Source organism: Verrucomicrobiia bacterium, assembly GCA_036268055.1.
Lineage (GTDB): Bacteria > Verrucomicrobiota > Verrucomicrobiia > Limisphaerales > Pedosphaeraceae > DATAUW01.
The window spans coordinates 239,704-266,138 of record DATAUW010000013.1 but is presented as its reverse complement, the minus strand read 5'-3'; the positions used below and the strand labels follow the sequence as shown (position 1 = coordinate 266,138).

Sequence of the window (26,435 nt, the reverse complement as noted above, 5' to 3'; positions counted from 1 at the left end):
GAAACATTGGGACGCCTGGGTTAGGTTCATCGTCCGTTCTGCCCGCGGGGCGGAAAACACGAATTGTAACGAAATAAATATCTGGCTTATGGCACTGCGTTTAGGCGATGAAGCGCCGAATTTTTCGGCGGAGACGACGGAAGGCAAATTTGATTTTCACCAATGGCTCGGCACTGGATGGGGGATTCTTTTTTCCCATCCGCGCGATTATACGCCGGTTTGCACGACGGAATTGGGCGCGGTCGCGAAGATGAAAGGCGAATTCGACAAGCGCAACGTGAAGGTCGTCGCCATCAGCGTGGACCCGCTGGATTCGCACAAGGGCTGGATCAATGACATCAACGAAACGCAGCATACGACGATGAATTTCCCGATCATCGCCGACCCGGACAAAAAAGTCGCGGGTTTGTATGACATGATTCATCCGAATGCCGACGATACGTTCACGGTGCGCTCGGTGTTCATCATTGGGCCCGATAAAAAGATCAAGCTCACGCTGACTTATCCGGCTTCGACGGGACGCAATTTTCTCGAATTGCTGCGCGTGGTTGATTCGTTGCAGTTGACGGCGAAGCATAAGGTCGCGACGCCAGCGAATTGGGAAGACGGCCAGGATTGCATCATCTCGCCCGCGGTGAAAGACGAGGATATTCCCGCGAATTTTCCGAAGGGGCACCGCCGAGTGAAGCCGTATTTGCGTTATACGCCGCAGCCGAATAAATAATTTGGCGGGCTAAGTCAGTTCGCCGGGGCGTCAGTAATGGTGTGCGGCTTTGCTTTTGGCAATAGCAGAGAGAGCATTGCCGCGATCAACATGCCCGCTCCGAGGACGCAAAATGGGACGGTGACGTTCCCGTAGAGGTCTTTCAACATGCCGGTGATTTTTGGCCCGGCGTATCCACCAATATTTCCGACGGCATTGACGATGCCTACGATAGGGCCAAGGACGTTGCGAGGCAAAGTCTCGCTGGGAATGGACCAGAAGGGGGCCATCGCGGCAAAGGGACCGGGAATTGCCAGGCACATCAGCGCGTAGGAAAGCCAGAAGTGTTGCGTCAATAACACGCTCGCGATGAGGCAGACGCCGCTCAAGGTATAGACAGCGGCGACGTGGAAACGGCGCTCGTGGGTTTTGTCCGAGTGCCAGGAATTGATGACCATGATGATGGCGGTGACGGCATAAGGGATGGAAAAAAGAAATCCGTATTCGACAGCGTTGAAACCGTGTCCGCCGAGGCGCGAGGTAAAGAAAGTCATGCAACCGTACGCGGCGGCGTTATGGAAAAAATAGATGGCGATCATCACGGCGACTTCGACACGGATGAAGCGCCGCCAAAGCGCGATTTTTTTCGGCGGTTCGAGATGGGTCACTTCGCGGAGCAGGGTAGTTTCCAAATATTCTTTTTCGTCGGGCAAAATCCATTTGGCGTCGCGCGGATGATCGCTGATGAAGAACCACCAGAGGGGAAGCCAGATGAAGGGGAGCGCGCCTTCCATGATGAGCATTTGCTTCCAGCCATAGGCACCGAGCAGATAGCCGGTGAACGGCGCGGAGGCGACGACGGCAAGCGGTTGGCAGAGATTCCAAAAGGCATTGGCGCGGGCGCGTTCGTGGCGGGGAAACCAATTCGCAAGAAGCACGGTGGTTGCGGGGAAGACGCCGCTTTCCGCGACGCCGAGAAAGAAACGCATGACTTCGAATTGCTTGAAGGTGTGGGTGAGGCCGCAGCCGATGGCGCACGCGCCCCACGCGACGAGGAGGATGCTGATAAGTTTTTTGGCGCTCCAATGGCTTGCGAGGTAACCGCCGGGAATTTGCAGGAGCACGTAACCAAGAAAGAAAATTCCGGCGGCCTGGCCTTTGAGTTCATCGTTCATCGCCAAGTCGCGCATCATGTTCGAGATTTTCGGATCGAGCGCGAGGGAGATGTTGGTGCGGTCCACGTACGAAATCGTGTACATGATGAGCGCGACGGGAATGATGCGCAGCCAGCGTTGAGACGTCATAGTTTGGGCTGCGCGAATGTCTAACAAGGGCCGTGCGAAGCGTCCATGTTATTTTGCGAATGAAGCGGAAATTGCGAACGCCGATTAATTTGCCGACGCCACGTTTGCGGGAGTTTGTTTCGCGGCTTTATCCAAGGCATCGAGCACAATGGTTGGTGTGAGGAAACCGTCGGGCAAAACTTCGGGCGCGGCGGCTGGATTGCCGGGATAAACCAAAACCAGCGGCACCGCACCGCGGCCGAAGCGGCCTAACTCAACGGTGATGTCTTCGGGCAGGCGAGTGTAATCACCTTTCAACGCGACGGCGTGGATGTCTTTCAATTTTTTGCGCACGCTGGCGATTTTAATGCTCGTGCGGCTGTTGATCTGGCAGACCGTACACCATTGCGCGGTGAAATCCACGAGGACGGGATGGCCGGCGGCGGTGGCATCGGCGACGGCTTTGGCACTCCACGGTTGCCAGACGATAGCGTCGGGATCAGTGGATAGTGAAGTGGTGGCGGCGGTTTCGATGATGGGCGTGCGCCATTTTAAATTATCTTCGAGCGCATAAAAATAGCCGCTGGTGAGGATGACCACGATGACGATCGCCGCAAGACCTTTGCGCGAGCGACCACGCTGGATGAACTCACCGTAAATCCACGCACACAAGGCGACCATTACGAGAAAAAATGCGAGCCACAAAACGCGGTCGCCGTAATGCACGGTCGTGAGGTCATAAAGCCAGAAGGCGGTCGCGAGCATCGGGAAGCCCATGGCGATCTTGAATTTTTCCATCCACGCGCCGGGCTTGGGCAGCAATTTCAACAGCGCGGGATTGAAACTGAGTATGACATATGGCGCGGACAATCCGACGCCGATGGTGAGGAATATCAAAATGATGATCGCGGCGGGTTGGGTAAAAGCGAAACCGAGCGCGATGCCGAGGAACGGGGCGGAGCAGGGGGTCGCCAAAATCGTGGCGAGCACGCCGTTGAAGAAGGCGCCGGCGTTGCCTTCGCGCGCGCTGAGATCGCCCGCCGCGCCCATGACGCGTCCGCTGAGATTCACTTCAAACAAGCCGAACAAGTTCAACGCGACCAGCGTGACGAGCACGGTCATTATGACGAGGAATACGGGGTTGCCAAATTGCAAACCCCAACCGGCTTGATGACCGGCGAGCTTGATGCCGATGACGAGCGCGGCGAGAACGAGAAACGAAAACAGCACGCCGCAGGCGTAAATCAAGCCGAGCTTGCGGACTTGTCCGGGATGGTCGCGGCCCTGGTTCACGAAGCCTAGAATCTTGAGCGCGATCACCGGCAGGACGCAGGGAAAAATATTCAGGATAAGGCCGCCGAGAAAGGCGTAGAGCAACATCAAGCCGAGCGATTTGACGGGTGGTTGGGCGGCGCTGTTGTTCGCAGATGCCGGCGTCGCGGATACAGTGGATAGATTTGCATCAGCGGCGATGGGCAAAGTCACTTCGTAAGCAAGGAGGCCATCGCCGGTTTGTTGCAGCAGCACACCGGAGATTTGCGAGGGCCAATCGCCCTCGAATTTTTTGACCATTTTGCGCAGACGAATTTTATTGGTGTTCGTAGTGAGAAATTCGTTCGTGGCTTGCACTTCAAATTTATCGCTGGTGTAAGGGAGGAAATCAGCATCGTGCCCGTTGGTGACGGATGGCCATTCGAGAACGACCGGGCGCAAATCATCTTTCGCGGGTTTTTCCCACCACGCACGCGCCGCGAGTCCCGGCTGATTCAACGGCAACTTCGCCTGCCACATCGCAATGGTTCCGGCATCAGCGGAAGGCTTTAATTCGCTGCCGATGGTAACGAGACCTTGCACCTTGCCGCTGCCGAGGACGCATTCGGTACTGCATTCTAGCCAACTGACTTTGGCTTTGAGATCGAGCGGGCCGGCGGGAGCGTTGGTGGCTATTTTTAAGGGGACGAGCAGCACGACTTCATTTTCGTAAACGTAAGTCGTCAAATCTGCGGCGGGCAATTTTTCGGGGACGGGCCATTCGACTGCGCCGGCGGTGATGCCTGTGGGAAGTTGCCAGGCGATGGTGGTGGCCATGCCGGAGCCGCCGGGGTTTCGCCAATAGGTGTGCCAGCCCGGCTTCATCTTCAAGTGAATGCCCGCTGTGATGGTATCGCCGGGACGCGCGGTATCGGCGGACAGCAATAACGAAACGTCCGTCGCGGCGGCGTGCGCGGATGGCGCCAGCCACGTTATCAAAATTGCCGCGAGAAGAAACCTAAGCCATTTCACAAGATAAACATGCCCTGTCCGGTTCGATTTTAAAATGCAATTCGCGACGCCACATGTTCGCCAAATATAGTCCACACCGGTTAGTCGCGCAAAACGGCGATTCATTGCAAAATTGTTTCATTCATTCTAAGCTGTGGCGAATGCCACGTTCGCAGAAAACAAATGGGTATCGCTGGTTGTCGAGCGGGGTGGAGATTTTTCCCGCGCTCTTCGCCGCGATGGAAAATGCGCAAAAGACGATCCGCCTCGAAATTTATATTTTCGCGAATGACGAATTGGGCCGGAAATTTCGCGATGCCCTCATTGCGGCGCGCGTTCGCGGCGTGCGGGTGCAGGTATTGATTGATGCCTTTGGTTCGACCACTTTGCCGGATAGTTTCTGGGAACCTTTGCGCGCGGTGGAAGGCGAGGTGCGGGTTTTCAATCCAGTTTTCTATCGCCGCCTGGGTTTTCGTGATCACCGCAAAATGCTCGTGTGCGATGAAGACATCGCCTACATCGGCGGCTTCAACGTGGCGGAAGAATATAATGGCGATGGGATCACCAAAGGCTGGTACGACGTGGGGTTGGAAATTTCCAGTCCGCTTGCGGTGCAACTGGCGGCGGCTTTTGACGAAATGTTTTCGCACGCGGATTCGCCGCATCAACTTTTCCTGCGCACGACGCATTCCTCAGTCAAGCGCGATGTCACGACGGACGCGGGTAAACTGCTGTTGAGCGGACCGAGCCGCGGGCGCAGCCTCTTTCTGCGATATTTTCGCCGCGACCTGTCACAGGCGCAAAACGTGCAAATCATCTGCGCGTATTTTTTGCCGGGGCGGCGCATCCGGCGGCATCTCAACCGCATCGCGCGCAAGGGCGGCAAGGTACAAGTGCTTTTCCCCGGCAAGTCAGACGTGTTCGTCTCGCGGCTGGCGGCACAGAGTCTTTACCGGCGAATGCTCAAGGCGGGCGTGGAGATTTATGAATATGAACCGCAGGTGCTTCACGCGAAGCTGATGCTGGTGGATGATCTGGTGTATGCGGGTTCGTCGAATCTCGACCCGCGCAGCCTGTATCTCAATTACGAATTGATGGTGCGCGTGAAGAACCCGAAGCTGGTAGCGGAAGCGCGGGAGATGTTTGCGCGCGACTTGAAATACGCCAAACGGGTCGAACGAGCGGAGTGGAAAAAATCGCGGACGTGGTGGAACCGGATGAAGGAACGCTGGGCCTATTTTATCATCGCGCGGATTGATCCGCTGATTGCGCGATGGGATTACCGGCGCGCGCGGCGATAGGGCTCACGATTTGGCGAGCGCGATCAGGTAGCGTTGCAGGCGGGTGGCGTCCTCGGTGAGGTCGAGGTGCTGATAGATTTGGTGCAGGTTGCTGCAAATGCGGAGAAGCATTTTGCGGGCACTGACGGGCGCGAGATAATCGTCCTGCACGGTGTAATTGCGCGAGAGGAGATATTGGATGCAGTTCGCCTTGGTCCAAAGTTTTCCGCGGTTGAAGACATCAATGTAATATTCCTCGGTGGAGGATTGAAAGCGGCAGATGAAATGGCCGGGCAGGCCGATGCCGGAGATGGGCAGCCGCAAACGGCGCGCGAGCAAAAGATAGACGAGGCAAAGATTGATGGGATTGCCGGTGCGGCGGTCCACGACGCGATTGAGGTAACTGTTCTCGGGATCGTAATAATTTTGCTCGTTGCCCTTGAAACCCAAGACGTCGAAAATGTATTCGTTGAACGCGGCGAGAATCTGTTGCGCGTCGGCGCGGAGATCAATGCGTTCGAGGAGTTCACCCGCGTAGCTGTCAAGGATGGCCTGATAGGCTTCGACGCTGATGTCGGGATATTGAGTCTGGGCGAGCAGCCAGCAGGCTTGTTCGAGGTTCAATTCGTGCCCTTCGGTAAGGCAATAGGCGAGAAAGCGGTCGTCGGCATTGCGGCGGGAAAAATACTGGATGATTTCCTGGGCGCGACGGCGCAAGGCGGGTTCGCGGCTGCGGGCGTGCGGGCGAAGCCATTCGATGGCGGATTGGCCGGAGGAAATAATTTTGTCGCGAACGGCGTGATAAACGCCGGGACTTTCGTCACTGAGGAGGGTGATTAACGCGGCCTTCTCGCCCTCGGAGAGCGTACCGGGAGTCTTGATGGCGCCGCTGGAATCCATAGTTGACGCCAAAAAGGTGGCATAAAATTTGGTGAATTACAATCAGAATCGGAAGGACGAAATCTTAGCCACGGATGGAACACGGACTAAACACTGAGCAGGATTTTTTTTCAGTGTTCAATCTGTATTTCGTACATGGCTTCGAGTTTTTGTTTTCTCTGCATCAAATTGAAATCGGCTGACGCGTGAAAAAACCAGGGGCCAAATTATTCTTCCAATTTTTCTTTTTCGCCGCGGGCGAATTCGCGGAGGACGGTTCGGACCAGTTCGGTTTCTTCCTGTTGCGAGCGGCGGCGGACGGCGCGCAGGTCGAGCAGGGCGACTATCATGGTCAGGCCGGTGAAAAGTGTACAGGAGAGCCAATAATAAACGAAGACTTCGCCTTGCAACTGGGACTTCAGCACGGTCATTCCGAGGGCGAGCATTAGTGTGGCGGTGGTGAGGCAGATGGCGCCGAACAAGCGACGCCGGGCATCAGCAGATTGTTCCATTGTCTAACGTAACAGAGATTCCGCGATGCGCAATGATGTCCACCCCGCCAAAAAAGTGTGCGCCGCATCCTCGCTTGCCCGGCGAGTTGTGCTACCCTTAACATCAGCCATGCGGAAGTTGTTATTGTTTGTTCTCGCCGCGCTCGCGGCCGGAGGTTGTGCCACGAGGCCGGTTGCTAAACCCATCGCCGCGCAGCCGCTGGCACCGCCCGCGCCTTACACGCGCGTGGCTAATCCCGATACCAATACCGTGCAACTTCAAATTGCCCTGCGCAAATTTGTGCCGGCGCATCAACGCGGCCCGGCGATCTGGCTGGCGGGAACCATGCACGTCGGTGAACCGGCTTATTACCATGAGGTACAGAAATTTCTCGATAAGCAAACGGTGGTGCTTTACGAGGGCGTCAATACGGGATCGCACAAAAATCATGTGCCGGGCGCGAAGGTTGACATCAAAACGGAGTCTTCGCCGCCGCCGGAAATGTCCAGCACGAACGCGGGTTTTTCAATGCAATCGCAACTGGCGCGCTCGCTGGGTTTGGTGTTTCAGTTGGATGTGATTGACTATGACCGCACGAATTTTCTCAACAGCGATCTTTCGATTTTGCAAATCCAGCGGTTGATGCTGGACGATCCGACGGCGGAATTAGCACAGCCGGGCGAACCGACGCGGAGCAATCCGACGTTCGATGCGCTGTTGCAGATCATGGATGGAAGTTCGTTTCTAGGTTCTATGTTCAAGATGGGAATCCAATTCATCGGCGCGAATCCAAAGTTGCAGGCGTTGACGAAACTCACGCTGATTGAGGCGGTGGGACAGTTGAAGGGAGATTTTTCTTCGTTGCGCGGTGTGCCGCCGGATTTGAAAAAATTGCTCGATGTGTTGATTCAGGCGCGCAATGAAAATGTCATCAAGGATTTGAAGACCGAAGTTAAATTGGTGCCGAAGAAGGGTTCGATTGCGGTGTTTTACGGCACGGGACACATGGACGATATGGAGAAGCGGTTGACGAGCGAATTGGATTATCGGCCCACGGATGATATTTGGCTGACGGCGTTTGCGGTGGACATGCGAACGGCGGATGTGTCGCCGGGGGAAGTTCAGATGATGCGGAATCTGGTGAAGTGGCAGATGGGTGAGATGCAGCAGTGAGAATTGAAATTAACCGCGGAGGACGGAGAGAGGGGATTAATTTTAACTCCAGCCGAGGAGGCGGCCGCCTTGATAGGTGATGAAGGCGAGGCCCCAGGCGAGGGCGGCCATGTAGAGCCATTGGAAGATCGGCCATTTCCACGAGTTGGTTTCGCGGCGGACGATGGCCACGGTGCTGACGCATTGGAGCGCGAACACGTAGAAGACCATCAGCGAAATGGCGGTGAGAGGAGTGTAAACGAGAGTGCCGTCGGCGCGTTTTTGCTGGCGCAAAGTTTTCGCGAGGCTGGGGGTGATGGCTTCGGAATCCTGGCCTTCGCCGAGATTATAAACGGTGGACATGGTGCTCACGAACACTTCGCGGGCGGCGAATGAAGTGATGACGCCGATGCCGATTTTCCAATCGTAGCCGAGTGGACGGATGACGGGTTCGATCAGGCGACCCATGTGCCCGGCGAAACTGTAGCGAAGCTGTTCACCGGCGCGTTCCTTGTCAATTTCGCGGAGGCGCTGGTCGAGCGCGAATTCGGCGGGGGAGTTGGTTTCCGCGCCAGGTTTGGCCAGCGCGGCGGCGAGTTTGGAATCAATCTCGGCGTCGGCAGCGGGAGTTGTGCCGGCATTGTGATAGTAACTGGCGATGGCATCGTGACGTTCGGCGATGAATTGTTTTTCCTGGGTGGAATTTTTTGGATACGTCGCGACGAACCAGAGGAGAATGTTGATACCCAAAATCACCGTGCCCGCGCGCCGGAGAAAAAGGCGCGAGCGGTCCCACATGTGGCGAAGGACAATGCGAACGAGCGGGCGTTTGTAAGGCGGCAGTTCCATGATGAGCATGGGAGTTTCGCCCTTGAGCAAAGTTTTTTTGAAGAGCCACGCCATCAGCAGCGCGACGATGATGCCGAGGAGATACATGATGAGCATCATGATTCCGGCGAGTTTGAAAATGCCGAGCACGCGAATATCGGGAATGCACGCGGCGATGAGGAGCGTGTAAACCGGCAGGCGCGCGGAGCAACTCATCAGCGGCGCGACGAGGATGGTCACGAGGCGATCCTTGGGGCTTTCAATCGTGCGGGTGGCCATGATGCCGGGAATCGCGCAGGCGAACGAACTGAGCATGGGAATAAAACTTTTTCCGTGCAGGCCGACTTTGCTCATCAAACGGTCCATCAGGAACGCGGCGCGCGCCATGTAGCCGGTGTCTTCGAGCAGTCCGATGAAAAAGAAGAGCAACAAAATTTGCGGGAGAAAAACCACCACCGCGCCGACACCGGCAATCACGCCGCCGACGAGCAAGCTGTTCAATTCGCCGGGAGGAATCGCGCCGCCGACAAAATCGCCGAAGGCGGCGACGGTATTTTGCAGAGCGTCCATCGGCCATTTTGCAAAGCTGAAAATGCTTTGGAACATGAGCGCCATGATGGCGACGAAAATCAGCGTGCCCCAAATTTTGTGTGTCACCAGGCGGTCCACTTTGTCGCTGAAACTTTCCTCGTGAGAATGTGTTTCGGTGACGGCGTTTTCGTGGATGGCAGTTACGCTGGCGTAACGCGCCTCGATGGCAGCGCTCGACCACTCCACCCCGGCGGTTTCGAGCCGTTTGCGCGCGGCTTCGACGGCGAGCAGGATCGCGGCGGGATAATGTTGCGCGCTGGAAGCGACGGCTTTTTCGTTGCTCAGGATTAATTGCGCTTCCGCGGTGGCCTGCTGGCGGCGTTCGTGAAATTGTTTGGCGAGAAGCTCGGAGATGGCGGCAACTTCCGTGGAAAAAGTGGCGGGCAACTCGCAAAATTGCCGCGGATTTGCGGGGCTGGTTTTGTTTTTAAGCGATTCAAAGATTTGTTGACGCAGCGCAGGCACGCCCTGGCCGCTGCTGGCGACGATGGGCAAAACCGGCACGCCCAAGGCGCGCGCGAGTTTTTCGACATCAATATCGTGGCCGTTGGCTTCGGCGACATCCACCATGTTCAGCGCTACGACAGTGAGGTAGCCCAATTCGATGATCTGAGTAGCGTAGTAAAGATTGCGCTGAAGATTCGAGGCGTCCGCGACGACGACGACCAGCGAGGGCGCGGGCAATTCGGTGAGGCGATTCAACAAAACGTCGCGGGAGATTTGTTCGTCGAGCGATTGAGGGCTGAGGCTGTAAGTGCCGGGCAGGTCGAGGACTTTGATTTCCGAACCGGCAGCCGCACCGAGGAGACGGCCTTCCTTGCGTTCGACAGTTACGCCGGCGTAATTGCCGACCTTGGCGCGCAAGCCTGTGAGGGCGTTGAACAAAGTGGTTTTGCCGCAATTCGGATTGCCCGTGAGGACGACGTAGGGCGCGGTCGTGCGAGTGGCGGGAGTCGTCTCGGGCGATTGCGACACACCCGCTTCCGTATGAGGAGTTCCGGGACTCATTTGCGGCTCGGCGGCTAAGGCGCGTCGGGGACGGTAGGCCGCACCCAAATTTGTTCGGCCTCCTGGCGGCGCAGAGTGAGATTGTAACCGCGGACTTTGATTTCGACGGGGTCGCCCATTGGGGCGAAACGCACAAGTTCGACCGAGGTGCCGACGAGCAAACCCATTTCCATGAGGCGCGGGCGGCTGGCGGGCGGCAGTTTGATTTCGGTGACGGTGGCGGTGGCTCCGAGAGAAACCGAAGTGAGCGGCAGCGTTTCGGCGGCCATAATCAGGCCACCTTTAAGCGGTTGGGCAGGGGAGTGACGAGAATGGTCTCGGCGAGTTGGGCGCTGATGCCGAGCCGGGCATTGCAGACGAGGCAAATGAGATTGCCTTCGCGACTGAGGAGCTTGATTTGCTGTTCTTCGCAGAAGCCCATTTCGCGGAGGCGGTCGGTCATCTCGGCGGAAGCGGCGAGTTGCTTGATGCAAACGACGGTTCCGGCGCGCACTTTGCTCAACGGACAGACGGTGGGCTGGGCGCATTCGCCTTCGCGCACGACATCCGATGAAACTCGTTTATTCACTGGCGGCAAGGTAGGCTAATTGAGACTTAGTTGCAAGAAGCAATTTTGCGGACATCTTGAAATTGGGATTTTGACGCAGAGGCGCAGACACGCAGAGGGGGAAAATGAGTCACAGATGGACACGGGCTGGGTTGCCGGTTCAGATGCCAGGGAGACAGCAAAACATTGTGGATAAGTGAAGAATGAAAATAAATGTCCAATTTCCACGGTCGGCTGGGATAATAAACAAATGGCCGATGTGAGCGACATGGATTTGGTGCGCGAATATGCCGACCGTAATTCGGAACCGGCCTTTGCCGAAATGGTTCGCCGGCACATCAATCTTGTCTATTCGGTTGCGCTGCGGTTCACCAGCCATACGCAGGACGCGCAGGACGTGACGCAGGCGGTCTTCGTCATTCTGGCCCAAAAGGCCGGGGGCTTGCGGGCAACGACCATTCTTACCGGCTGGCTTTACGAAACCACTCGGTTTACGGCCATGAAATTTATGCGAACCAGGGCCAGCCGCCAACTTCGCGAACAGGAGGCGTATATGTCCACTGTAAACGATTCCAATTCCGAAAGTGTCTGGCGACGGCTCGCACCGCTTTTGGAGGAAGCCATGGCGCGATTGAGCGAGAAGGAACGCACCCTGGTGGCTTTGCGCTACTTTGAAAACAAAAGCGCGGCAGAAACCGCGACCCTGCTGGGCATTCAAGAGTGGGCGGCGCGCAAACGGGTTGAACGCGCGATGGAAAAGCTGCGGCAGTTTTTTATGAAACGCGGCGTGGCCATTTCCGGCGCGGCGATTGCGGAAGCGGTGTCGGCAAATTCCATTCAAGCCGCGCCCGCCGGATTGGCCGCGACTATTTCTGCCAGCTTATTTTCAGGAACAGCTTTCACCACAACGGCAGTTATTACCGCAACCAAAACCCTGGCCATGACGACACTCCAAAAAACAATCATCACCGCCGCGCTGGCCGTAATCGCCGGCGCGGGAATTTTTGAGGCGCAGCAAAATTCCGAATCGCAAAAACAAATTCAAAGTTTGCAGCAGCAGCAAAATTCATTGAACGGCCAGCTTGAACAATCGCAGCGCGAGCGGGATAACGCGACCAACCTGGTGGGTGGATTGATCGCGGAAAATGCGCGATTGAAATCAAATGCGAATGAACATGAGCTTTTGAAATTGCGCGGCGAAGTGACGCATTTAAGAACTGCGAACGCTCAAAGTGATTCAAATGACCCAGCAGACCAAGCCGCCAAAGTTGCTGCGACAAAAGTGAAACAGTTGAAACAATGGCTGGAGCAAAATCCCAATAACAAAATTCCAGAACTTCAATATCTAACCGCCCAAGAGTGGCTGCGAAGCGCGAATTACACCGCTGATTTGAAAACAGACGATGATTTTGACCGGGCTACAAGCCAATTAAGACGCGATGCCAAACGAAAGTCTGCCAATGCGATCGGCGAAGCTTTGGCAAATTATATCGCGGGCAATAACGGGCAATTACCCGGGGACATTTCACAACTGGAACCTTACGCGAATCCGCCGATTGATGGAGCCATGCTTCAGCGATACCAACTTTTACAGACGGGAAATTTGAGCGACATTCCGGCCAATGCGCCGTTGATTGGAGAAAAGGCGCCGGTGGACGATCAATACGACTCGCTTTTCACCATCAGCGCGACCGGCTTTTCTTATCAAGGCACGGGAACAGCCTACGTGAATGGGAATGGCAAAGGTAATTTTGGAACCAATATAACGGCAAAAATAAAGCCGTTTGAACAGCGATGAATTAAAATAACGTCCGGGTTCCATCCGTGGCTTGATCATTTTATCCAACTCCCTGGCGTCTGCTGCCGGTTTACTTGATGAACACCACGGGGCGGAGAATTTGTATAATTTATTTGGAAATTTTTTTGATGACGGGAATGGAGGATTTAAAAAAGATTCGGGCAGCAGACGCCAAGGAGGTGGGGATGGGGAATCCCGCTGAAGAAACGTACTGCCACCCGAATCCAAAATCTAAAGTATTTATACAAATTTCTGTAACAAAGTCAAAGCGCGTTTTTAAACATTAATTGTTTTTAATACGGACGCATGGTTTAAAGCGTTCAGGGCCGGATTTCGATGCGGTCGCCGGCGAGCAAGGGGAGGTCGAAGCCGTTCAATAATTGCTTGGGGCTGACGAAAACCGTGGGCTGGCCGGTGCGCAAGAGGACGATTTGGCTGGGGTCGCCCGCGCCCAGATATTCGGCGGCGATGAGGGCTTTGGTGAGGGTAAGGTCTTCGGTCCAGGGAATGAGCGGCGTGCGGACGTTGCCGACGATCCAGACGGAATTGGAGGTGTTTTGCATCGCGGCGCCTTGTTTCTGGCCGGCGAAGAAGGCGGCGCGCGCTTTGGCGTTCGACTTGGATTTGCTGACGCAACCCGAGAGCGCGACGGAAAATAGCAAAGCGATCAGGATGAAATTTTTCATGCCTGGAGATTTTTTAACATGAGGGGGAGAGTTTCCAAGTTTCAAGTTTTCAATTCGAAGAATGTGGGGCTTGAGCATAGGGGAATATGGACGCTCGCGTGGAGATGCACGGGCTTGCCTCGCGCTCGGGATAGTTTTTTTGATGGAGTTGCGGTTCCTCCGACTGAAGTCGGGGGTTAATGAGAAGCGTGGGACGAGTGTGTTAGTTTTGGTTTTGCTTTATAGAAATCAGGGTGACATCAGAAATAAATACGGAAAATGTGTTTGGCGGGATGCCAAACACTGCACGCGGGACGCGCGCGCTCCCCAAAACCCACTTCTGTTTCAAGCCCGGACGAATTGAGGGTTCCATGTTTTCTACAGAGCATCTTGGTTTAAAAACTCGGAATTTTTTTACGGTCAGCAACTGGTTGGGACTTCTTGCAAGACTTCGAGGCAATGGGGAATCGCGCCGATGACGAAGCTGAGGCACTCGACGGCGCCGCTGGGTTTGCCGGGCAAACATATTACGAGAGACTTGTCCACGACGACGGCGAGGTTGCGGGAGAGGATGGCGTTTTTGGTGATCTTCATGGATTCGCTGCGCATGACTTCGCCGAAGCCGGGCAGTTCGCGGAGAGCGATTTCGCGGACGGCTTCGGGAGTGATGTCACGCAAGGCGACGCCGGTGCCGCCGGTGGTGAGGACGAGCTGGCAGCCGCGCGCGATGTGCTCGCGAATGGCGCGCTGGATGTCGCGCTTTTCGTCGGGGACGAGGGCGTCGGCCAGGACTTGCCAGCCGTAGCTTGCGGCGGCTTTTTTCAATGCGGGGCCGCCAAGGTCGTCGTAAAGGCCGCGGGATGCACGGTCGGAAATGGTGATGATGCCAGCTTGAATTTGCATGGGAGAATTATCGGTGAACGAGTCGAAAACGAAAGCTTGAATTGAAGAGCGGGAAGTTGCCACGGCGAATTTCGGAGAGTAGTATGGCGGCAAGCTTTAACACATTATGAGAAAACAAATTTGGGCGGTACTTTTTGTGGCGATGATTTTGGGCGTCGCTTCGGCGATGGCGGCGCCAACTGGCGACGGGCGGCCGCCGGATGAGGATATCCGCAAGAAGATCGTTGGCGAATGGCACGCGGATATCACGAAAACGAATTTTTCGGCGCATGCGTCAGATAAATTTGAGGCGGAAGGGAAATATTCGTCCACGGCGGAATTGGAAATCGGCGTGCGGCATGTGACGATCAGTGTGGAGGGAAAATGGGAAGTGAAAGACGGGATGCTGAAGGAGACGATCACGAAATCGAGCAACCCGGAATATCCGCCGATTGGGCTGGTGACGAATGACAAAGTGGTGCGGATTGATGACAAGGAATTCGTTTATCAGGATGACCGAAACGAGATGGTCACTTGCAAGCGGGTAAAGTGAGCGCGTTGGAGATACGGCGAAAATTTTTATGACTACGAATGATACGTGTTGCACGATTGTGCCTTATTTCAAGGTGAAGGCGGGGCAGCTTCCGGCGTTTAAAAATTTATGCGAACGGTTTGTGGAGAAGTCGCAAACGGAAGCGGGGTGTCTTTATTATGGGTTTTCTTTTGACGGGGAGGTTGTGCATTGCCGCGAAGGTTATGTGAATGCGGAGGCGGCGCTGGCGCATTTAAAAAATGTGGGGACGTTGCTGGAGGAATCGGGCGCGCTCGCGGATATCACGCGGCTGGAGATTCACGGGCCGGAGGGGGAATTGGCGAAGTTGCGTGGGCCGTTGAGTGCGCTGAAGGTGCAATATTTTACGCTCGAAGTAGGGTTTCGGCGTTAAGGCTGAAGCGGGGTTTTGGTTTTGGAGAGGAGACGGATGTTGGTGATGCGCATTTTTTTGTCCACGGCTTTGCACATATCGTAGATGGTCAAAGCGGCAATGCTGACGGCGGTGAGGGCTTCCATCTCGACGCCGGTTTGGGCGGCGATTTTTGCGCTCGCGGTGATGAGGATGCGGTCGTTGCTTTTGGGAAATTCAAAATCCACTTCGCAATGGTTGATCGGCAGCGGGTGGCAGAGGGGGATGAGTTCGCCGGTTTTTTTGGCGGCGAGAATCCCGGCGAGGCGCGCGGTGGCGAGGACATTTCCCTTGGCGATGGCGTGTGATTGGATTTGCTTGAGGGTCGCGGGTTGCAGACGGATTTCGCCGGTGGCGATGGCGTGGCGGAGGACGATGGGTTTGGTGGAAACGTCAACCATGCGGGCTTCGCCACGAGGGGTGAGGTGGGTGAGGGGTTTCATAAAGAGGAGGGTTTACATCAGTCCAAAATCACGGGGAAAAAGATTTCGTGTTTGTATGGAGGACGAAGTCAGGTTCGTGGGAGTTGGTTCCAGGGAGCGGGCTTGCCTCGCTGCGCTCGGGATAGATTTTTTTGAGATGCGCGGTTCCCCCGGCTGAAGCCGGGGGTTAATGAGAAGCGTTGGACGAGCGGGAGGGCGTTCGGTCCATGTGAGGATTTCTTTCGTCCCTGGCGGGACTTGGTTTGAAGGGCGATAAAAACCCAGCAATAAATTGCTGGGCAAATTTCTGTCGTCCCTGCGGGACTTCGGACGGCGGAGCGGCAGCTCCGCCCTACCATGCGATGGGATATAAGTTATTCCTGTGGGACTTCGGACGGAGCAGCAGATCCGCCCCGCCATGCCTAGATGGTTAGTCGTTGTTGGGGGACTTGGAGGGTGCGATTTAAACTGCGTGGTTGTTTGAGATAGGACGCCCCTCTCTCCGGCTCTCTCCCCACGTTGTCGTGGAGAGAGAGGGACAGAGTGCGTTGGGGTGGCGATTGCAGGTGACGAGGATGACGTTTTGTTAAATCGCTGATTTCTTTTGTCCCTGGCGGGACTTGGATTGAAGGAGAATCCAACCCAGCAATAAATTGCTGGGCAAATTTCTGTCGTCCCTGCGGGACTGCGGACGGCGGAGCGGCAGCTCCGCCCTACCATGTTTAGATTGTTGGTCGTTGTTGCGGGACTTGGAGGGTGCGATTTAGACTTTGTGGTTATTTGAGATAGGACGCCCCTCTCTCCGGCTCTCTCCCCGCGCGGTCGCGGGGCGAGAGGGACGGAGTGCGTTTGGCTGGCGATTGCATTTGGCGGCAGTTTGACTTTATGGACATGGCTGCGGGTCGCAGACGCGCGATCCGTTGGGAGCAGGAAAATATTTTTTAGATGGATTTGCGCCATTCGACGATGACTTTGCGCATTTGCTCGGCGGCGTTGAGTTTGGGTTTCACGAATTTGGGGGTGAACCAGGGAAAGGTGCCGAGCAGGTCGGGGGTGACGAGGATTTGGCCGTCGCAATCGGGGCCGGAGCCGATGCCGATGGTGGGGATGGAAATTTTTTTGGTGAGTTCGGCGGCGACGGGCGGGGTGACGAGTTCGAGAACGACGGCGAAGGCGCCGGCTTCGGCGAGGGCCTGGGCATCGGCGAGGAGGGCCTGGTGTTCGGTTTCGTCCCGGCCTTTGACGTGGTAGCCGCCTTCTTCACGGACGCTTTGGGGGAGCATGCCGAGGTGGCCGAGAAAGGGAATGCCGGCTTCGATGATCGCGCGGACTTGCGGGATGATGGAGCGGCCGCCTTCGGCTTTGACGGCTTCGGCACCAGCGGCGACGAGGCGGCGGGCGTTTTCCAAGGCGTCGTTCACATTTTGATAAGTGTGATAGGGCAGGTCGGCGACGAGGAGGGCGCTGGGTTTGGCGCGCGCGGCGGCGCGGACGTGGTGTTCCATCTCGGCCATGGTGACGAGAGTGGTATCGCTGTAGCCGAGCACGACCATGCCGACGGAATCGCCGACGAGGATGAGCGGCACGCCGACTTCATCAAGCAGGCGGGTCATGGGAAAATCGTAGGCGGTGAGCGCGGGGATTTTTTCCTGGCGCCCTTTCATCGCAAGGATGGCGGGGGCGGTGATTTTTACGGAGGGCATGGACGTCATGAATTTTGAAAGCTCTCGATCAACTCGGCGGGGGTGACGATGGCGGTGCCGACTTTGCCGACGACAATTCCGGCGGCGTGGTTGGAAAGGATGGCGGCTTCGACGGGCGAGGCTCCGGCCGCGATGGCGAGGGTGAAGGACGCGATGACGGTATCGCCCGCGCCGGAGACATCGAAAACTTCCTTGGCGCGCGTGGGGATGTGAAAGGGTTTTTGGCCGGAGCGGCAGAGGAGCATGCCGAGTTCGCCGAGGGTGATGAGGAGGAGAACGGGTTTGAGTTCGCGCAATAATTTTTCGACGACTTGCATCAAATTATGGTCGGCGAGGGGATTGGCGTGGCGCGTTTCGTCGGGGATATCGGCGAGTTCAAAGGCTTCGCGGCGGTTGGGTGTGATTAGGGAGAGGCCGCTCAAAGTGAGATGATGGACGGGCTTGGGATCGAGGCTGAGCCAAACGCCGCGGTCGTGGCAGAGTTGCTTGAGTTCGTCGAGCAGGACCTGGGAGACGACGCCTTTGCCGTAATCGCCGACGATGACGGCGGCAGCGCCATCGAGTTTGGCGGCGAGAGAATTTAAGAGGCGGTCGGTGGCTTTATCGTCGAGGGTCACTTTGGTTTCGCGGTCGAGGCGGACGACTTGTTGCTGATGCGCGACGATGCGGGTCTTGAGACTGGTGAAGCGTGAGGCATCGGCGATCAGGCCGTCACAGCCGATGTGTTGTTCTTTCAGAAGTTGGGTGAGCTGGCGGGCGGCGGAATCGCGGCCGACGGCACCGAACAGATCGGTGGGCACGTGCAGGGCGGTGAGGTTGCGCGCGACGTTGGCGGCGCCGCCGGGAATGTAATTTTCGCGATCAAAATCCACGACGGGCACGGGCGCTTCCGGCGAGATACGGCCGACCTGGCCCCAAATGAAATGGTCGAGCATGACATCGCCGATGACGAGGGCGCGGGTTTTGGCGGCGGCAGCAAGGATGCTGCGGACGCGCGCGGGGGTGAGGGTGGCGGGTTTCATTTTCGTCAGGTCAGATTGATTTTATTATAAAAAAAATCAAGCACAGGGTGGCCGGCAACATAGTCAGCAGAATTGAAAATAGTATACCGAGGGCAAAAGAAATTTGGCCAAAATCGTGTCCGCGCCGTTCCCATATTTTGACCGCGGCTATCTCTGCAACCCATCCGCCACTGTAACAGATATTAGCCATCACGCCGTAAATAAAAATTCCGACGAGGGGAAGCCCGGGAAAGCCGCGGGCGAACCCGTTGGTTTGCGCGGCGGGAAATAGAATAAGCATTCCAAAGATGCAGGCGCAGTTGAAGATGCCGACCAATCCAACGATTAAATTGTAGGGAATGCGCCGGAGTTCCCACCACCGGACGATCTGCAGAGCAGTTTCGCAATCGGCAGGTCTTTGAAACAACGGATCTTGCAATAACGACCGAATCGAATTGATCATCAGCGTTTGGTTAACTTAAAAATGCAGTTAGCGGACTGGTGGCGCTGGCGGTTTCGTGCTGGGCGGCGAGGCCGATTTCGTAGGCGGAGCGGCCGGCTTCGACGGCTTGTTTGAAGGCGATGGCCATGCGGTTGGGATCGCCGGCGATGGCGATGGCGGTGTTGACGAGGACGGCGTCGGCTCCGAGTTCCAAGGCTTCGGCGGCGTGGCTGGGCGCGCCGATGCCGGCATCCACGATGACGGGAACGGTGGCTTGCTCGATGATGATGCGAATCTGGTCGCGGGTCTGGATGCCGCGATTGGAACCAATGGGCGAGCCGAGGGGCATGACGGTGGCGGTTCCCACATCCTGAAGGCGTTTGGCGAGGACGGGGTCGGCATTGATATATGGCAAGACGGTGAAGCCTTCCTTGACGAGGATTTCGGCGGCTTTGAGGGTCTCGATGGGGTCGGGCAGAAGATAGCGCGGGTCGGGATGGATCTCGAGTTTCACCCATTTGGGCAGTCCGGCGGCGACGGCAAGGCGCGCGAGGCGGACGGCTTCTTCGGCGTTCATGGCACCGCTGGTGTTGGGCAGGAGCAGGTATTTTTGCGGGTCAATGTATTCGAGGATGTTGGCAAAAGGATCGCGCTTGCCGGAAAGGTCGGCGCGGCGCAGGGCGACGGTGACGATGCCGGTGCCGCTGGCGGCGAGGGCGTCGCGCATGGCTTCGGGCGCGGAGAATTTTCCGGTCCCAAGGATGAGACGGGAGGCGAATTCGCGACCGGCAATGACGAGGGGCTGATTGACCAAGACCATGAAGGGAAGTTAAAGGAAGAGTTTCAAGTTTCAAGTTTTTACCAAGAGTTTGGACACGGGCGTTGGTGTGGGGCGTGAGATTACGGTTAATTGCAGCCGGGTTTGACGCAGAGGCGCAGAGGCGCAGAGGGGAAATGAGTTCAATGCGGAATGCGGAGTGCGGAGTGCGGAATTGGGGGAAGTTTCAAGTTTCAAGTTTTCAGTTTTCAGCAAGAAAGGATGATGATTTGGTGGTAGTCGTGGGCTTTAAATTGGGTTGGACAGCAGTTGAGGGAGGGGATGGGTAAAATTGCGGGCATGGATACGAAATTTTGTGAGATTGAAATGGGGGCGGGGTTCACGTTTTGCGGGTTGGATTTTATCAAAACGGCATCGGATTTGGCGGTGGATGGCGAGGGGATTGAGCATGCGTTTATGGGGGAGACGGTGGTGGGTGGAAGAGAAAAGGATCAAACATCAAAGCTGGTTACGCGATAGAATCTTAAAGGAAGTTATTGCTCAAACGGAGGCAGACAAACTCACAAATGGACACGTAGTTTAGCTACGTGGCTTACCATTGGCACAACTGATAGTAAACTGTGTGCTTCAAAAGAAATTAGGTCGCCGTATTGCCGAACTTCGTCGCAGACGGAATCTTACGCAAGAGCAGCTTGCCGAGAGGGTCGGCAGGTCCGTTGAGTTCATCAGTCTTGTGGAGCGAGGGATAAATGCTCCTTCCGTAGCAAGCCTGACGGACTATGCCAGGGCTCTAAAGGTCGAGGTTAAGGAGTTTTTTGTCTTTGAGGACAAGAAGTAATGGCTCTCACTCCGCTTAATGAAGTCCATGCGCTCCAAATCCAAGCCGGAATTCTCGGAAGACACGGAGGCCATACTTTTGAAGAACATATTGCCCAGGAAATCAACGCATTAACATATCCACGGCCGATGAGTGATTTGGGTCAAGGCCATGTATTCATTGGGGATCCGGCAATCAAACTCCTTGACTATATCTGTCGAGCGCAGCGTGAATCGGTGATTAAGCGAGCTTTTGCCATCTCAACGGGAACACTGGCAACATCGGAAGAAGGTGTAAGGTGGCTAAATATTAATGGAGTTACAGTCAAAAGGTGCAAGAGCGACTTGGTAATTACCTTTGAATGGAACAATTCTCTGTCCGCGACGGTTGGAGTTTCCACGAAACAGTGCAACAACAAGACGCCGACGAATGCTCAACTATATTTTACGACCGCCCAAGGTTTTACAAATCTGCTTATACGAAATGAGATCCACGTTTCATCCATGGCCCTAAAGGCTTTGAAACAGTTTTGTGGTGATACAGGGTGTCGCCCGATGGATGATCCTGCCGCGTTACAAGGGCGGGTTAGCGATCCACGGCGCTGGTTTTGGGAGGAAATAGATCCATCTGGACGGCAAGAATGGGAAACAATTTTTCAGAAAAAACAAAATGAGATTTCCCGGCTTCTATTCCAAAAGGCTTATTTAGATGACCCATTCACACCAGATTATCTAATACACAAAGCCAAAGCTTCATCAACTTGGAATATTGCCGAAATGGCTATTTACAGTATTGAGGAGCTTATTGAACTATCAAAAGCTTATGGACGATTTTCAAAGAAGACCTATTCCGTTAAAAAAGGTTCTTATAAGGATCCGGCAGGAGTTTTTCACGATGCTCCGCGTTTTGGCATCATCCAAATGCAACGTGGCGGACAAGCTCAGCACCCCAACCAACTGCAATTTAACTTGGAGGCCGGATATTTTTATAAAATTAGTTGAGGTTCTGTTTTAAATGGCAGCCAATATAATAAGCGAGCAAAGGAGGCACCGCATTACCGATTGATGTCCTAATTGTCCCTAACGACCCAGAAAACTTGTAAGTATCCGGAAATGATTGAATTCTTGCTGCCTCTCGGATGGTCAAAGCTCGCGTCGCGATTGGATGGACATTGCGACAGCCGGAAATCATCCCGAATGTGGTTTGAATAGTTGAAGCCGGTTCCAGCCAAACTTGCCGTTTGTAGGTTGTATTATAACCAGAGGGGGGGCGCATCGTGGGATTTTCATTATCGTGCGCGCTTGCACCCTGTGGAACATTCCATAACCAATCAATTACATGCTTGGGATGACTTACGGCTTCATGAAGGGGGTCGACATCTGACTTTTCTCCTGACTCCAAAAATTCCAAGTCCGAACAGGCGTCAGCAAATGACCGGTAAGGCAGTTTTCCAAGGAATAAATCCTTTTCGTGACAATGCATGGGATGAGGAATTGAAGGGGCTAGCCGCTGGTCTTTTCTGACAGCCACAAACAGAATACGCTCTCGATGTTGAGGCACCCCGTAATCTCTCGCATTAACCTCAAAGGCCTTAACTAAATATCCAAGCCTCTGAAACCCTTCGTAAATTGATTCTCCAACAAAACTGCCGTCAGGAAATCGCATTGACGCAAGCAATCTAACATTCTCAAGAACGGCAACCTTTGGCCGTATTTCGGCAACCACTCGCAGGTAATGTTCAAACAATGTATTTCGGGAATCATCGGTTTTACGTTTTCCAGACAAGCTAAAACCTTGGCACGGAGGGCCGCCAATGATTACGTCAACAGATTCGTTTTTCTGTTTCCATCCCCTAATTTCGTTTTCTGTCACCTTGGTTATATCTGTTCCAAGTTCTTTGGCGTTCGGAAAATTGTTCTGATAAATTTTCCTAAATTCAGGATTTATCTCTAAGAAGCCCTGAATTTTGAATCCGGCCCAGGAAAAGCCCGTGCTAAATCCCCCACATCCTGAAAAAAGAGAAAGCGCTAAGGGAGGGTTGTTCGCAGTGCGATTCCGCTGCTTATCGAGAAGCAATAATAATTTGATATACTTTTCATTTTCGCCGGTTCTGCGCATCATTGAGATTCGTGTCGGATCCCTGAAGGAAGGGCCGTATTGATGCTGGCGATATCTTTTTTTTCGGCCAGCAATAAGTTGTACTGCATTTGTGTTTGCGAGCACATTGTTTACGCGATCAATTTCGGGGTTATCCAATAATAATTTGCCAAGCTCGAATGCGGAAAGATCTGCTTGGGGCACGCCCGTAATCTCAGCTAATTTTGCTTGTGAGAGGCCAAGTCGTTGGCGGATGATTCGCAATTCGACTCCATGTAGAGTAGCAGGAATCATATGTGACTATAATCCATGTCCATCTTTAATCATGCCAATAGTGTTTGGCTTACTGCTGATAAAAAATCAACTTCTGTTTTCAGCTATCAGGCGCCTGTGCTCCCCGTGGACGCTAATGAAATTTGCCTTGTTGGAGTTCGGTGCGGATTTGGGTGAGGATTTCATAGTAGTGCCAGGCGGCGGGGGCGTCGGGTTCCTGGTGGTGGTCGGGTCGCAGGATGAGGTGGCCGGTGGCGAGGAGGATTTTTTGGACTTCAGGGTTTTGGCGGACTTTCTCGCGGGTGGCGGCGACGATGAGTTGATAGTGTTGGCCGGGTTGGGCGGGGCGGTATTCCATGCGGCGGCCTTCGAAGGTGATCCAAGTGATGCCCATGGTTTTCATATTGCGGTCGGCGAGGTCGCCGGCGTGTTTGGCGTCGAAGGCGGTGAGTTGGGCGACTTTTGCGCGGGTGAAGGGCCAGGTGAGGCCGGGGAATTGGGCGCGAGGGTCGGCGGTGTTCTCGGGGTATTTCATCATTTGCCAAAAGCCTTCGAGGCTGGCGTAGCGGTGGCCGTGGAAGGTGAAGGGTGTGGGGGCGAAGTTGGAGAGGATGCCGAGTTCGTTGCGCTTGGAGAGGATGACTTCGCCGGGACGGGCGGATTGGGGAAGGATTTCCCACGCGGGTGCGCCGTTGGTGGGAATGGGTGTCCACCAGTGCGCGGGGTAATCGGCGCGCGGGGCCGGTGATGGCGCGGTGTGGCAGGAGCAAAGGGCGATGAGCGCGGCGATGAGGAAGGGGAATTTGGCGCGGACGAAATTCATTGGATGAGTTTTGCGGATGGAGGCGGGGATGGGGAGTCTATTTTGCTCTTTGAAATGTATATTGGCCGGGCGAAATCATGATGGGGTTTGCGCCGGTGACTTTCTGTTGCCAAGGGGCGGGCGGGCGCTTATCTTTGGGTGGTATGGATACTAATTATTGGGGTCTTTGGTGTGTGCCGCTGGGTTTGGCTCTTTGTTTTGGGCCGGCGTTGCTGGCGGCCGCTTTTTTCCCGATTGATAAATCTGAGGACGAGAGGCGCGGCAAGTACGGGAAATAAGCCGCCGCGCGCTCCCCACTGGGCGCGCCAATGCCATCGCCAGTCGCGAGTCTTTCGCGGGAATATTTGCATGGGTTCGTGAGTCCAACCTTATGAGCATGCAATCTCAACCAGCATCCGCAAAATCCGGCCGCCGCTCTTTTTTCAAAGGGGCATTCGCCGTGGTGATCACGGGAATCGCCGCGCTGGTTCCAAGTCTGGCCGCGTTTTTCGTTTTGACGGACCCTTTGCGGCGAGCGGGCGAGAGCATTTCCAGTGTGCGGGTGACTTCGCTTGAAGCGCTGCCGAATGATGGCGTCCCGCGAAAGTTTCCGGTGCTGGCGCCGCGCACGGATGCGTGGAATAAATATGCGGATGCGCCGATCGGCGCGGTGTATTTGCGGCGCACGGGGGAACGGAGTGTGGAGGCGTTGAATGTGGTTTGTCCGCACGCGGGTTGTTTCGTGGATTTTTCCGGTGAGCGGGGACAATTTATTTGCCCGTGTCACAATAGCAGTTTCAAGGTGGATGGCAGTCGCGCGGCGTTGACAAGTCCGGCGGCGCGGGGATTGGATTCGCTCGAGGTGGAGGTGCGCGCGGATGGGTCGGTTTGGGTGCGCTTTGAGAATTTCGAGGCGGGTCGCGCGGAGAAAATTCCCGTCGCATGAAGGGCGCGCTCGACTGGCTCGACCAGCGCACTGGGTTCCGCCAACTGGTGGAGGATTTATTTTTCGCAAATATTCCCGGCGGTTCGCGATGGCGTTACGCGACGGGGACGGCGGTCATCTTTTGCATCTTCATCCAATTCGTCACGGGCGTCGCACTTTGGCTGAGCTATAGTCCGAGCACGCAGACGGCGTGGGAGAGTGTCAACTATCTGCAGAACCACGTCGCGGGCGGTTGGATGTTGCGCGGGCTGCATCATTACACGGCGCAAATTCTGCCGGTGGTGCTCGCGTTACATCTCATGCAGGTAGTGATCGGCGGCGCTTACAAGGCACCGCGCGAAGTGAATTTTTGGTTCACGCTGTTGCTGATTCAAGTCGTGCTGTTCATGGCGCTGACGGGTTATCAATTACCGTGGGATCAAAAAGGTTTTTGGGCCACGAAGGTCGCGATGAATATTTTGGGTATCGTGCCGGTGATAGGACAAAAGTTGCAAACGATTCTCATCGGCGGCCCGGATTATGGGCAACTGACGCTGACAAGATTTTTTGGCATACATGCCGGAATTTTGCCGGGCACGTTGATCGCGTTGCTGATCATTCACGCGTATTTATTTCGCCGGCACGGATTCAAAGGCGCTCAATCTTCAAGAAAACCCGATGCTCCGTTTTGGCCAGACCAAGCGTTGCGAAATGCCGTTGTGTGTCTGGCGATTGCGGCGACTTTGAGTTTCCTGATCGTGCGGCATCGGTTGTTCGGCACGTCGGGTCCGCTGGGCGCGGAACTGGGCGCGCCCGCCGACCCCTCTGAGCCTTACTCGGCGGCGCGGCCCGAATGGTATTTTTTATTCCTCTACCAATTCCTGAAATATTTTCCGGCGCAAATGGAAATCATGGGCGCGATCATCATTCCGGGAATTGTGATGACGATTATTTTTCTCATGCCCTTCATCGGGCGCTCGCCGTCGGGGCATCGGTTCAACATCGGCTTTCTCGCGTGCGTGTTCGTGTGCGCCGGGTTGCTCGCGTCCATCGCGTTTTCCGGTGATGCGCATAATTCATCTTATCAGGCCGCGGTGAAAGCTGCGAGGCTCGAAGCCGAGCGCGTGAAGCAACTGGCGGATTCGCCGACGGGCGTTCCCGCGGGTGGCGCAATCACGCTTTTGCGCAACGACCCGTTCACGCAAGGTCCGAAGCTGTTCGCAAAAAATTGCGCCAGTTGCCATCGTTATAACGGCCACGATGGCCTGGGTAATTTTGTGAAAGATCCGCAACATGCGTCCGACCTCGCGGATTTTGGTTCGCGCGCGTGGCTGGCGGGCTTGCTCGATCCTGAGTGCGTCAGCAGCACGAATTATTTTGGCGCGACAAAATTGCGCGACGGTAAGATGCCGAAATTTGTAAAAACCAAAGTCGCCCACTACATGCCTGAACAAAAAGCCCAACTCCAAAAAGTCATCGCGGCCGTCTCCGCCGAGGCGCAATTAAAATCGCAAGCGTTAAGCGATGCGCACGACGCGGCGGACATCGTCGAAGGCCGCGCGCTTTTCCGCGATGCCATCGGCTGCGCGGATTGCCATCAGCTTCGCGAGCCGGACGAGAACGCCACCGCGCCGGATTTGACCGGCTGGGGTTCGCGCGAATGGCTGGTGAAGTTTCTCAATAACCCGGCGCATCCCAATTTCTACGGCGACCACAACGACCACATGCCCGCGTTTGGCGAGAAACAAATTTTGACTTCGCAATCTATCGGCCTCATCGCCGACTGGTTGCGTGGTGATTGGTACGAGCCCGCCAAGCCTTGATGTGATTTCAATTCGACGGC

The 26,435-nt window shown here is 55.3% G+C and carries 27 protein-coding genes; 11 read left to right on the top strand and 16 right to left on the bottom strand.

Going from position 1 to position 26,435, the window contains the following annotated elements; genetic code table 11:
- Positions 1-88: 88 nt before the first annotated feature.
- A complete protein-coding gene (locus tag VH413_08035) occupies positions 89-724 on the top strand; it encodes a peroxiredoxin (protein ID HEX3798635.1) in 636 nt (211 codons plus the stop codon).
- A 14-nt stretch (positions 725-738) separates the two neighbouring features.
- Here VH413_08035 and VH413_08030 read toward each other — a convergent pair whose 3' ends face one another.
- Positions 739-2,007, bottom strand: a complete 1,269-nt coding sequence (locus VH413_08030; protein HEX3798634.1) for an MFS transporter — start codon at positions 2,005-2,007, stop codon at positions 739-741.
- A gap of 84 nt (positions 2,008-2,091) precedes the next feature.
- Positions 2,092-4,236: a protein-disulfide reductase DsbD domain-containing protein gene (locus tag VH413_08025; GenBank protein HEX3798633.1), complete on the bottom strand. Its 2,145-nt coding sequence runs from the start codon at positions 4,234-4,236 to the stop codon at positions 2,092-2,094.
- Between the two features lie 173 nt (positions 4,237-4,409).
- Between VH413_08025 and VH413_08020 the strand changes: the two genes are divergently transcribed.
- The gene (locus VH413_08020; protein ID HEX3798632.1) at positions 4,410-5,549 is read left to right on the top strand and encodes a phosphatidylserine/phosphatidylglycerophosphate/cardiolipin synthase family protein; all 1,140 of its coding nucleotides are present in this window, start codon (positions 4,410-4,412) and stop codon (positions 5,547-5,549) included.
- Positions 5,550-5,552: 3 nt separating this feature from the next.
- Here the strand turns inward: VH413_08020 and VH413_08015 are convergent, their stop codons facing one another.
- Both VH413_08015 and VH413_08010 read right to left on the bottom strand, forming a co-directional pair.
- Positions 5,553-6,428, bottom strand: coding sequence for a transglutaminase-like domain-containing protein (locus VH413_08015; protein HEX3798631.1), 876 nt, complete (start codon positions 6,426-6,428; stop codon positions 5,553-5,555).
- A gap of 206 nt (positions 6,429-6,634) precedes the next feature.
- Positions 6,635-6,919: a hypothetical protein gene (locus VH413_08010; protein HEX3798630.1), complete on the bottom strand. Its 285-nt coding sequence runs from the start codon at positions 6,917-6,919 to the stop codon at positions 6,635-6,637.
- A gap of 109 nt (positions 6,920-7,028) precedes the next feature.
- Here VH413_08010 and VH413_08005 point away from each other — a divergent pair, with 109 nt between their 5' ends.
- Complete coding sequence (locus VH413_08005; protein HEX3798629.1) at positions 7,029-8,072, top strand: hypothetical protein; 1,044 nt, start codon at positions 7,029-7,031, stop codon at positions 8,070-8,072.
- 42 nt (positions 8,073-8,114) lie between these two features.
- On the opposite strand, the gene feoB is transcribed toward VH413_08005, so the two are convergent.
- The 3 genes from feoB to VH413_07990 are packed head-to-tail and all read right to left on the bottom strand — an operon-like array spanning position 8,115 to position 11,046.
- Positions 8,115-10,478: a ferrous iron transport protein B gene (gene feoB / locus VH413_08000; protein ID HEX3798628.1), complete on the bottom strand. Its 2,364-nt coding sequence runs from the start codon at positions 10,476-10,478 to the stop codon at positions 8,115-8,117.
- A gap of 14 nt (positions 10,479-10,492) precedes the next feature.
- On the bottom strand, positions 10,493-10,747 hold the full coding sequence (locus VH413_07995) for a FeoA family protein (GenBank protein HEX3798627.1): 255 nt from the start codon (positions 10,745-10,747) through the stop codon (positions 10,493-10,495).
- Positions 10,748-10,749: 2 nt separating this feature from the next.
- Positions 10,750-11,046, bottom strand: coding sequence for a FeoA family protein (locus tag VH413_07990; protein ID HEX3798626.1), 297 nt, complete (start codon positions 11,044-11,046; stop codon positions 10,750-10,752).
- A 175-nt stretch (positions 11,047-11,221) separates the two neighbouring features.
- Here VH413_07990 and VH413_07985 point away from each other — a divergent pair, with 175 nt between their 5' ends.
- Positions 11,222-12,823, top strand: coding sequence for a sigma-70 family RNA polymerase sigma factor (locus VH413_07985; protein ID HEX3798625.1), 1,602 nt, complete (start codon positions 11,222-11,224; stop codon positions 12,821-12,823).
- 320 nt (positions 12,824-13,143) lie between these two features.
- Here VH413_07985 and VH413_07980 read toward each other — a convergent pair whose 3' ends face one another.
- Together VH413_07980 and VH413_07975 are read right to left on the bottom strand one after the other, a co-directional pair.
- Complete coding sequence (locus tag VH413_07980) at positions 13,144-13,509, bottom strand: hypothetical protein (protein ID HEX3798624.1); 366 nt, start codon at positions 13,507-13,509, stop codon at positions 13,144-13,146.
- A gap of 399 nt (positions 13,510-13,908) precedes the next feature.
- A complete protein-coding gene (locus VH413_07975) occupies positions 13,909-14,391 on the bottom strand; it encodes a MogA/MoaB family molybdenum cofactor biosynthesis protein (protein HEX3798623.1) in 483 nt (160 codons plus the stop codon).
- Between the two features lie 106 nt (positions 14,392-14,497).
- Between VH413_07975 and VH413_07970 the strand changes: the two genes are divergently transcribed.
- Positions 14,498-14,923, top strand: coding sequence for a hypothetical protein (locus tag VH413_07970; GenBank protein ID HEX3798622.1), 426 nt, complete (start codon positions 14,498-14,500; stop codon positions 14,921-14,923).
- Between the two features lie 28 nt (positions 14,924-14,951).
- On the top strand, positions 14,952-15,314 hold the full coding sequence (locus VH413_07965) for an antibiotic biosynthesis monooxygenase (GenBank protein ID HEX3798621.1): 363 nt from the start codon (positions 14,952-14,954) through the stop codon (positions 15,312-15,314).
- On the opposite strand, the gene moaC is transcribed toward VH413_07965, so the two are convergent.
- The 5 genes from moaC to VH413_07940 all read right to left on the bottom strand — a co-directional run bounded on the left by moaC (position 15,311) and on the right by VH413_07940 (position 19,720).
- Positions 15,311-15,775 carry a cyclic pyranopterin monophosphate synthase MoaC gene (gene moaC, locus VH413_07960; protein ID HEX3798620.1) on the bottom strand — a complete coding sequence of 155 codons (465 nt, stop codon included), beginning with the start codon at positions 15,773-15,775 and terminating at the stop codon, positions 15,311-15,313. The genes VH413_07965 and moaC overlap by 4 nt on opposite strands.
- Before the next feature lie 920 nt (positions 15,776-16,695).
- Positions 16,696-17,457, bottom strand: coding sequence for a 3-methyl-2-oxobutanoate hydroxymethyltransferase (panB, locus tag VH413_07955; protein ID HEX3798619.1), 762 nt, complete (start codon positions 17,455-17,457; stop codon positions 16,696-16,698).
- A gap of 5 nt (positions 17,458-17,462) precedes the next feature.
- Positions 17,463-18,479, bottom strand: coding sequence for a PfkB family carbohydrate kinase (locus tag VH413_07950; GenBank protein ID HEX3798618.1), 1,017 nt, complete (start codon positions 18,477-18,479; stop codon positions 17,463-17,465).
- A 10-nt stretch (positions 18,480-18,489) separates the two neighbouring features.
- The gene (locus tag VH413_07945) at positions 18,490-18,921 is read right to left on the bottom strand and encodes a hypothetical protein (protein ID HEX3798617.1); all 432 of its coding nucleotides are present in this window, start codon (positions 18,919-18,921) and stop codon (positions 18,490-18,492) included.
- A 10-nt stretch (positions 18,922-18,931) separates the two neighbouring features.
- Positions 18,932-19,720: a thiazole synthase gene (locus tag VH413_07940; GenBank protein HEX3798616.1), complete on the bottom strand. Its 789-nt coding sequence runs from the start codon at positions 19,718-19,720 to the stop codon at positions 18,932-18,934.
- Between the two features lie 297 nt (positions 19,721-20,017).
- Here VH413_07940 and VH413_07935 point away from each other — a divergent pair, with 297 nt between their 5' ends.
- The 3 genes from VH413_07935 to VH413_07925 all read left to right on the top strand — a co-directional run bounded on the left by VH413_07935 (position 20,018) and on the right by VH413_07925 (position 21,496).
- Positions 20,018-20,197, top strand: a complete 180-nt coding sequence (locus VH413_07935; GenBank protein ID HEX3798615.1) for a hypothetical protein — start codon at positions 20,018-20,020, stop codon at positions 20,195-20,197.
- Positions 20,198-20,300: 103 nt separating this feature from the next.
- Positions 20,301-20,516, top strand: coding sequence for a helix-turn-helix transcriptional regulator (locus tag VH413_07930; protein HEX3798614.1), 216 nt, complete (start codon positions 20,301-20,303; stop codon positions 20,514-20,516).
- Positions 20,516-21,496, top strand: coding sequence for a hypothetical protein (locus VH413_07925; protein HEX3798613.1), 981 nt, complete (start codon positions 20,516-20,518; stop codon positions 21,494-21,496). Before VH413_07930 ends, VH413_07925 begins: the two co-directional genes overlap by 1 nt.
- On the opposite strand, the gene dcm is transcribed toward VH413_07925, so the two are convergent.
- Both dcm and VH413_07915 read right to left on the bottom strand, forming a co-directional pair.
- Positions 21,489-22,886, bottom strand: coding sequence for a DNA (cytosine-5-)-methyltransferase (dcm, locus tag VH413_07920; GenBank protein HEX3798612.1), 1,398 nt, complete (start codon positions 22,884-22,886; stop codon positions 21,489-21,491). The two genes, VH413_07925 and dcm, sit on opposite strands and share 8 nt — an antisense overlap.
- A 112-nt stretch (positions 22,887-22,998) precedes the next feature.
- The gene (locus VH413_07915) at positions 22,999-23,688 is read right to left on the bottom strand and encodes an NADAR family protein (GenBank protein ID HEX3798611.1); all 690 of its coding nucleotides are present in this window, start codon (positions 23,686-23,688) and stop codon (positions 22,999-23,001) included.
- 370 nt (positions 23,689-24,058) lie between these two features.
- Here VH413_07915 and VH413_07910 point away from each other — a divergent pair, with 370 nt between their 5' ends.
- Positions 24,059-24,613 (top strand): Rieske 2Fe-2S domain-containing protein, encoded by a 555-nt coding sequence (locus VH413_07910; GenBank protein ID HEX3798610.1) that lies wholly within the window; start codon positions 24,059-24,061, stop codon positions 24,611-24,613.
- A complete protein-coding gene (locus VH413_07905; GenBank protein ID HEX3798609.1) occupies positions 24,610-26,415 on the top strand; it encodes a cytochrome b N-terminal domain-containing protein in 1,806 nt (601 codons plus the stop codon). Before VH413_07910 ends, VH413_07905 begins: the two co-directional genes overlap by 4 nt.
- Positions 26,416-26,435 lie beyond the last annotated feature (20 nt).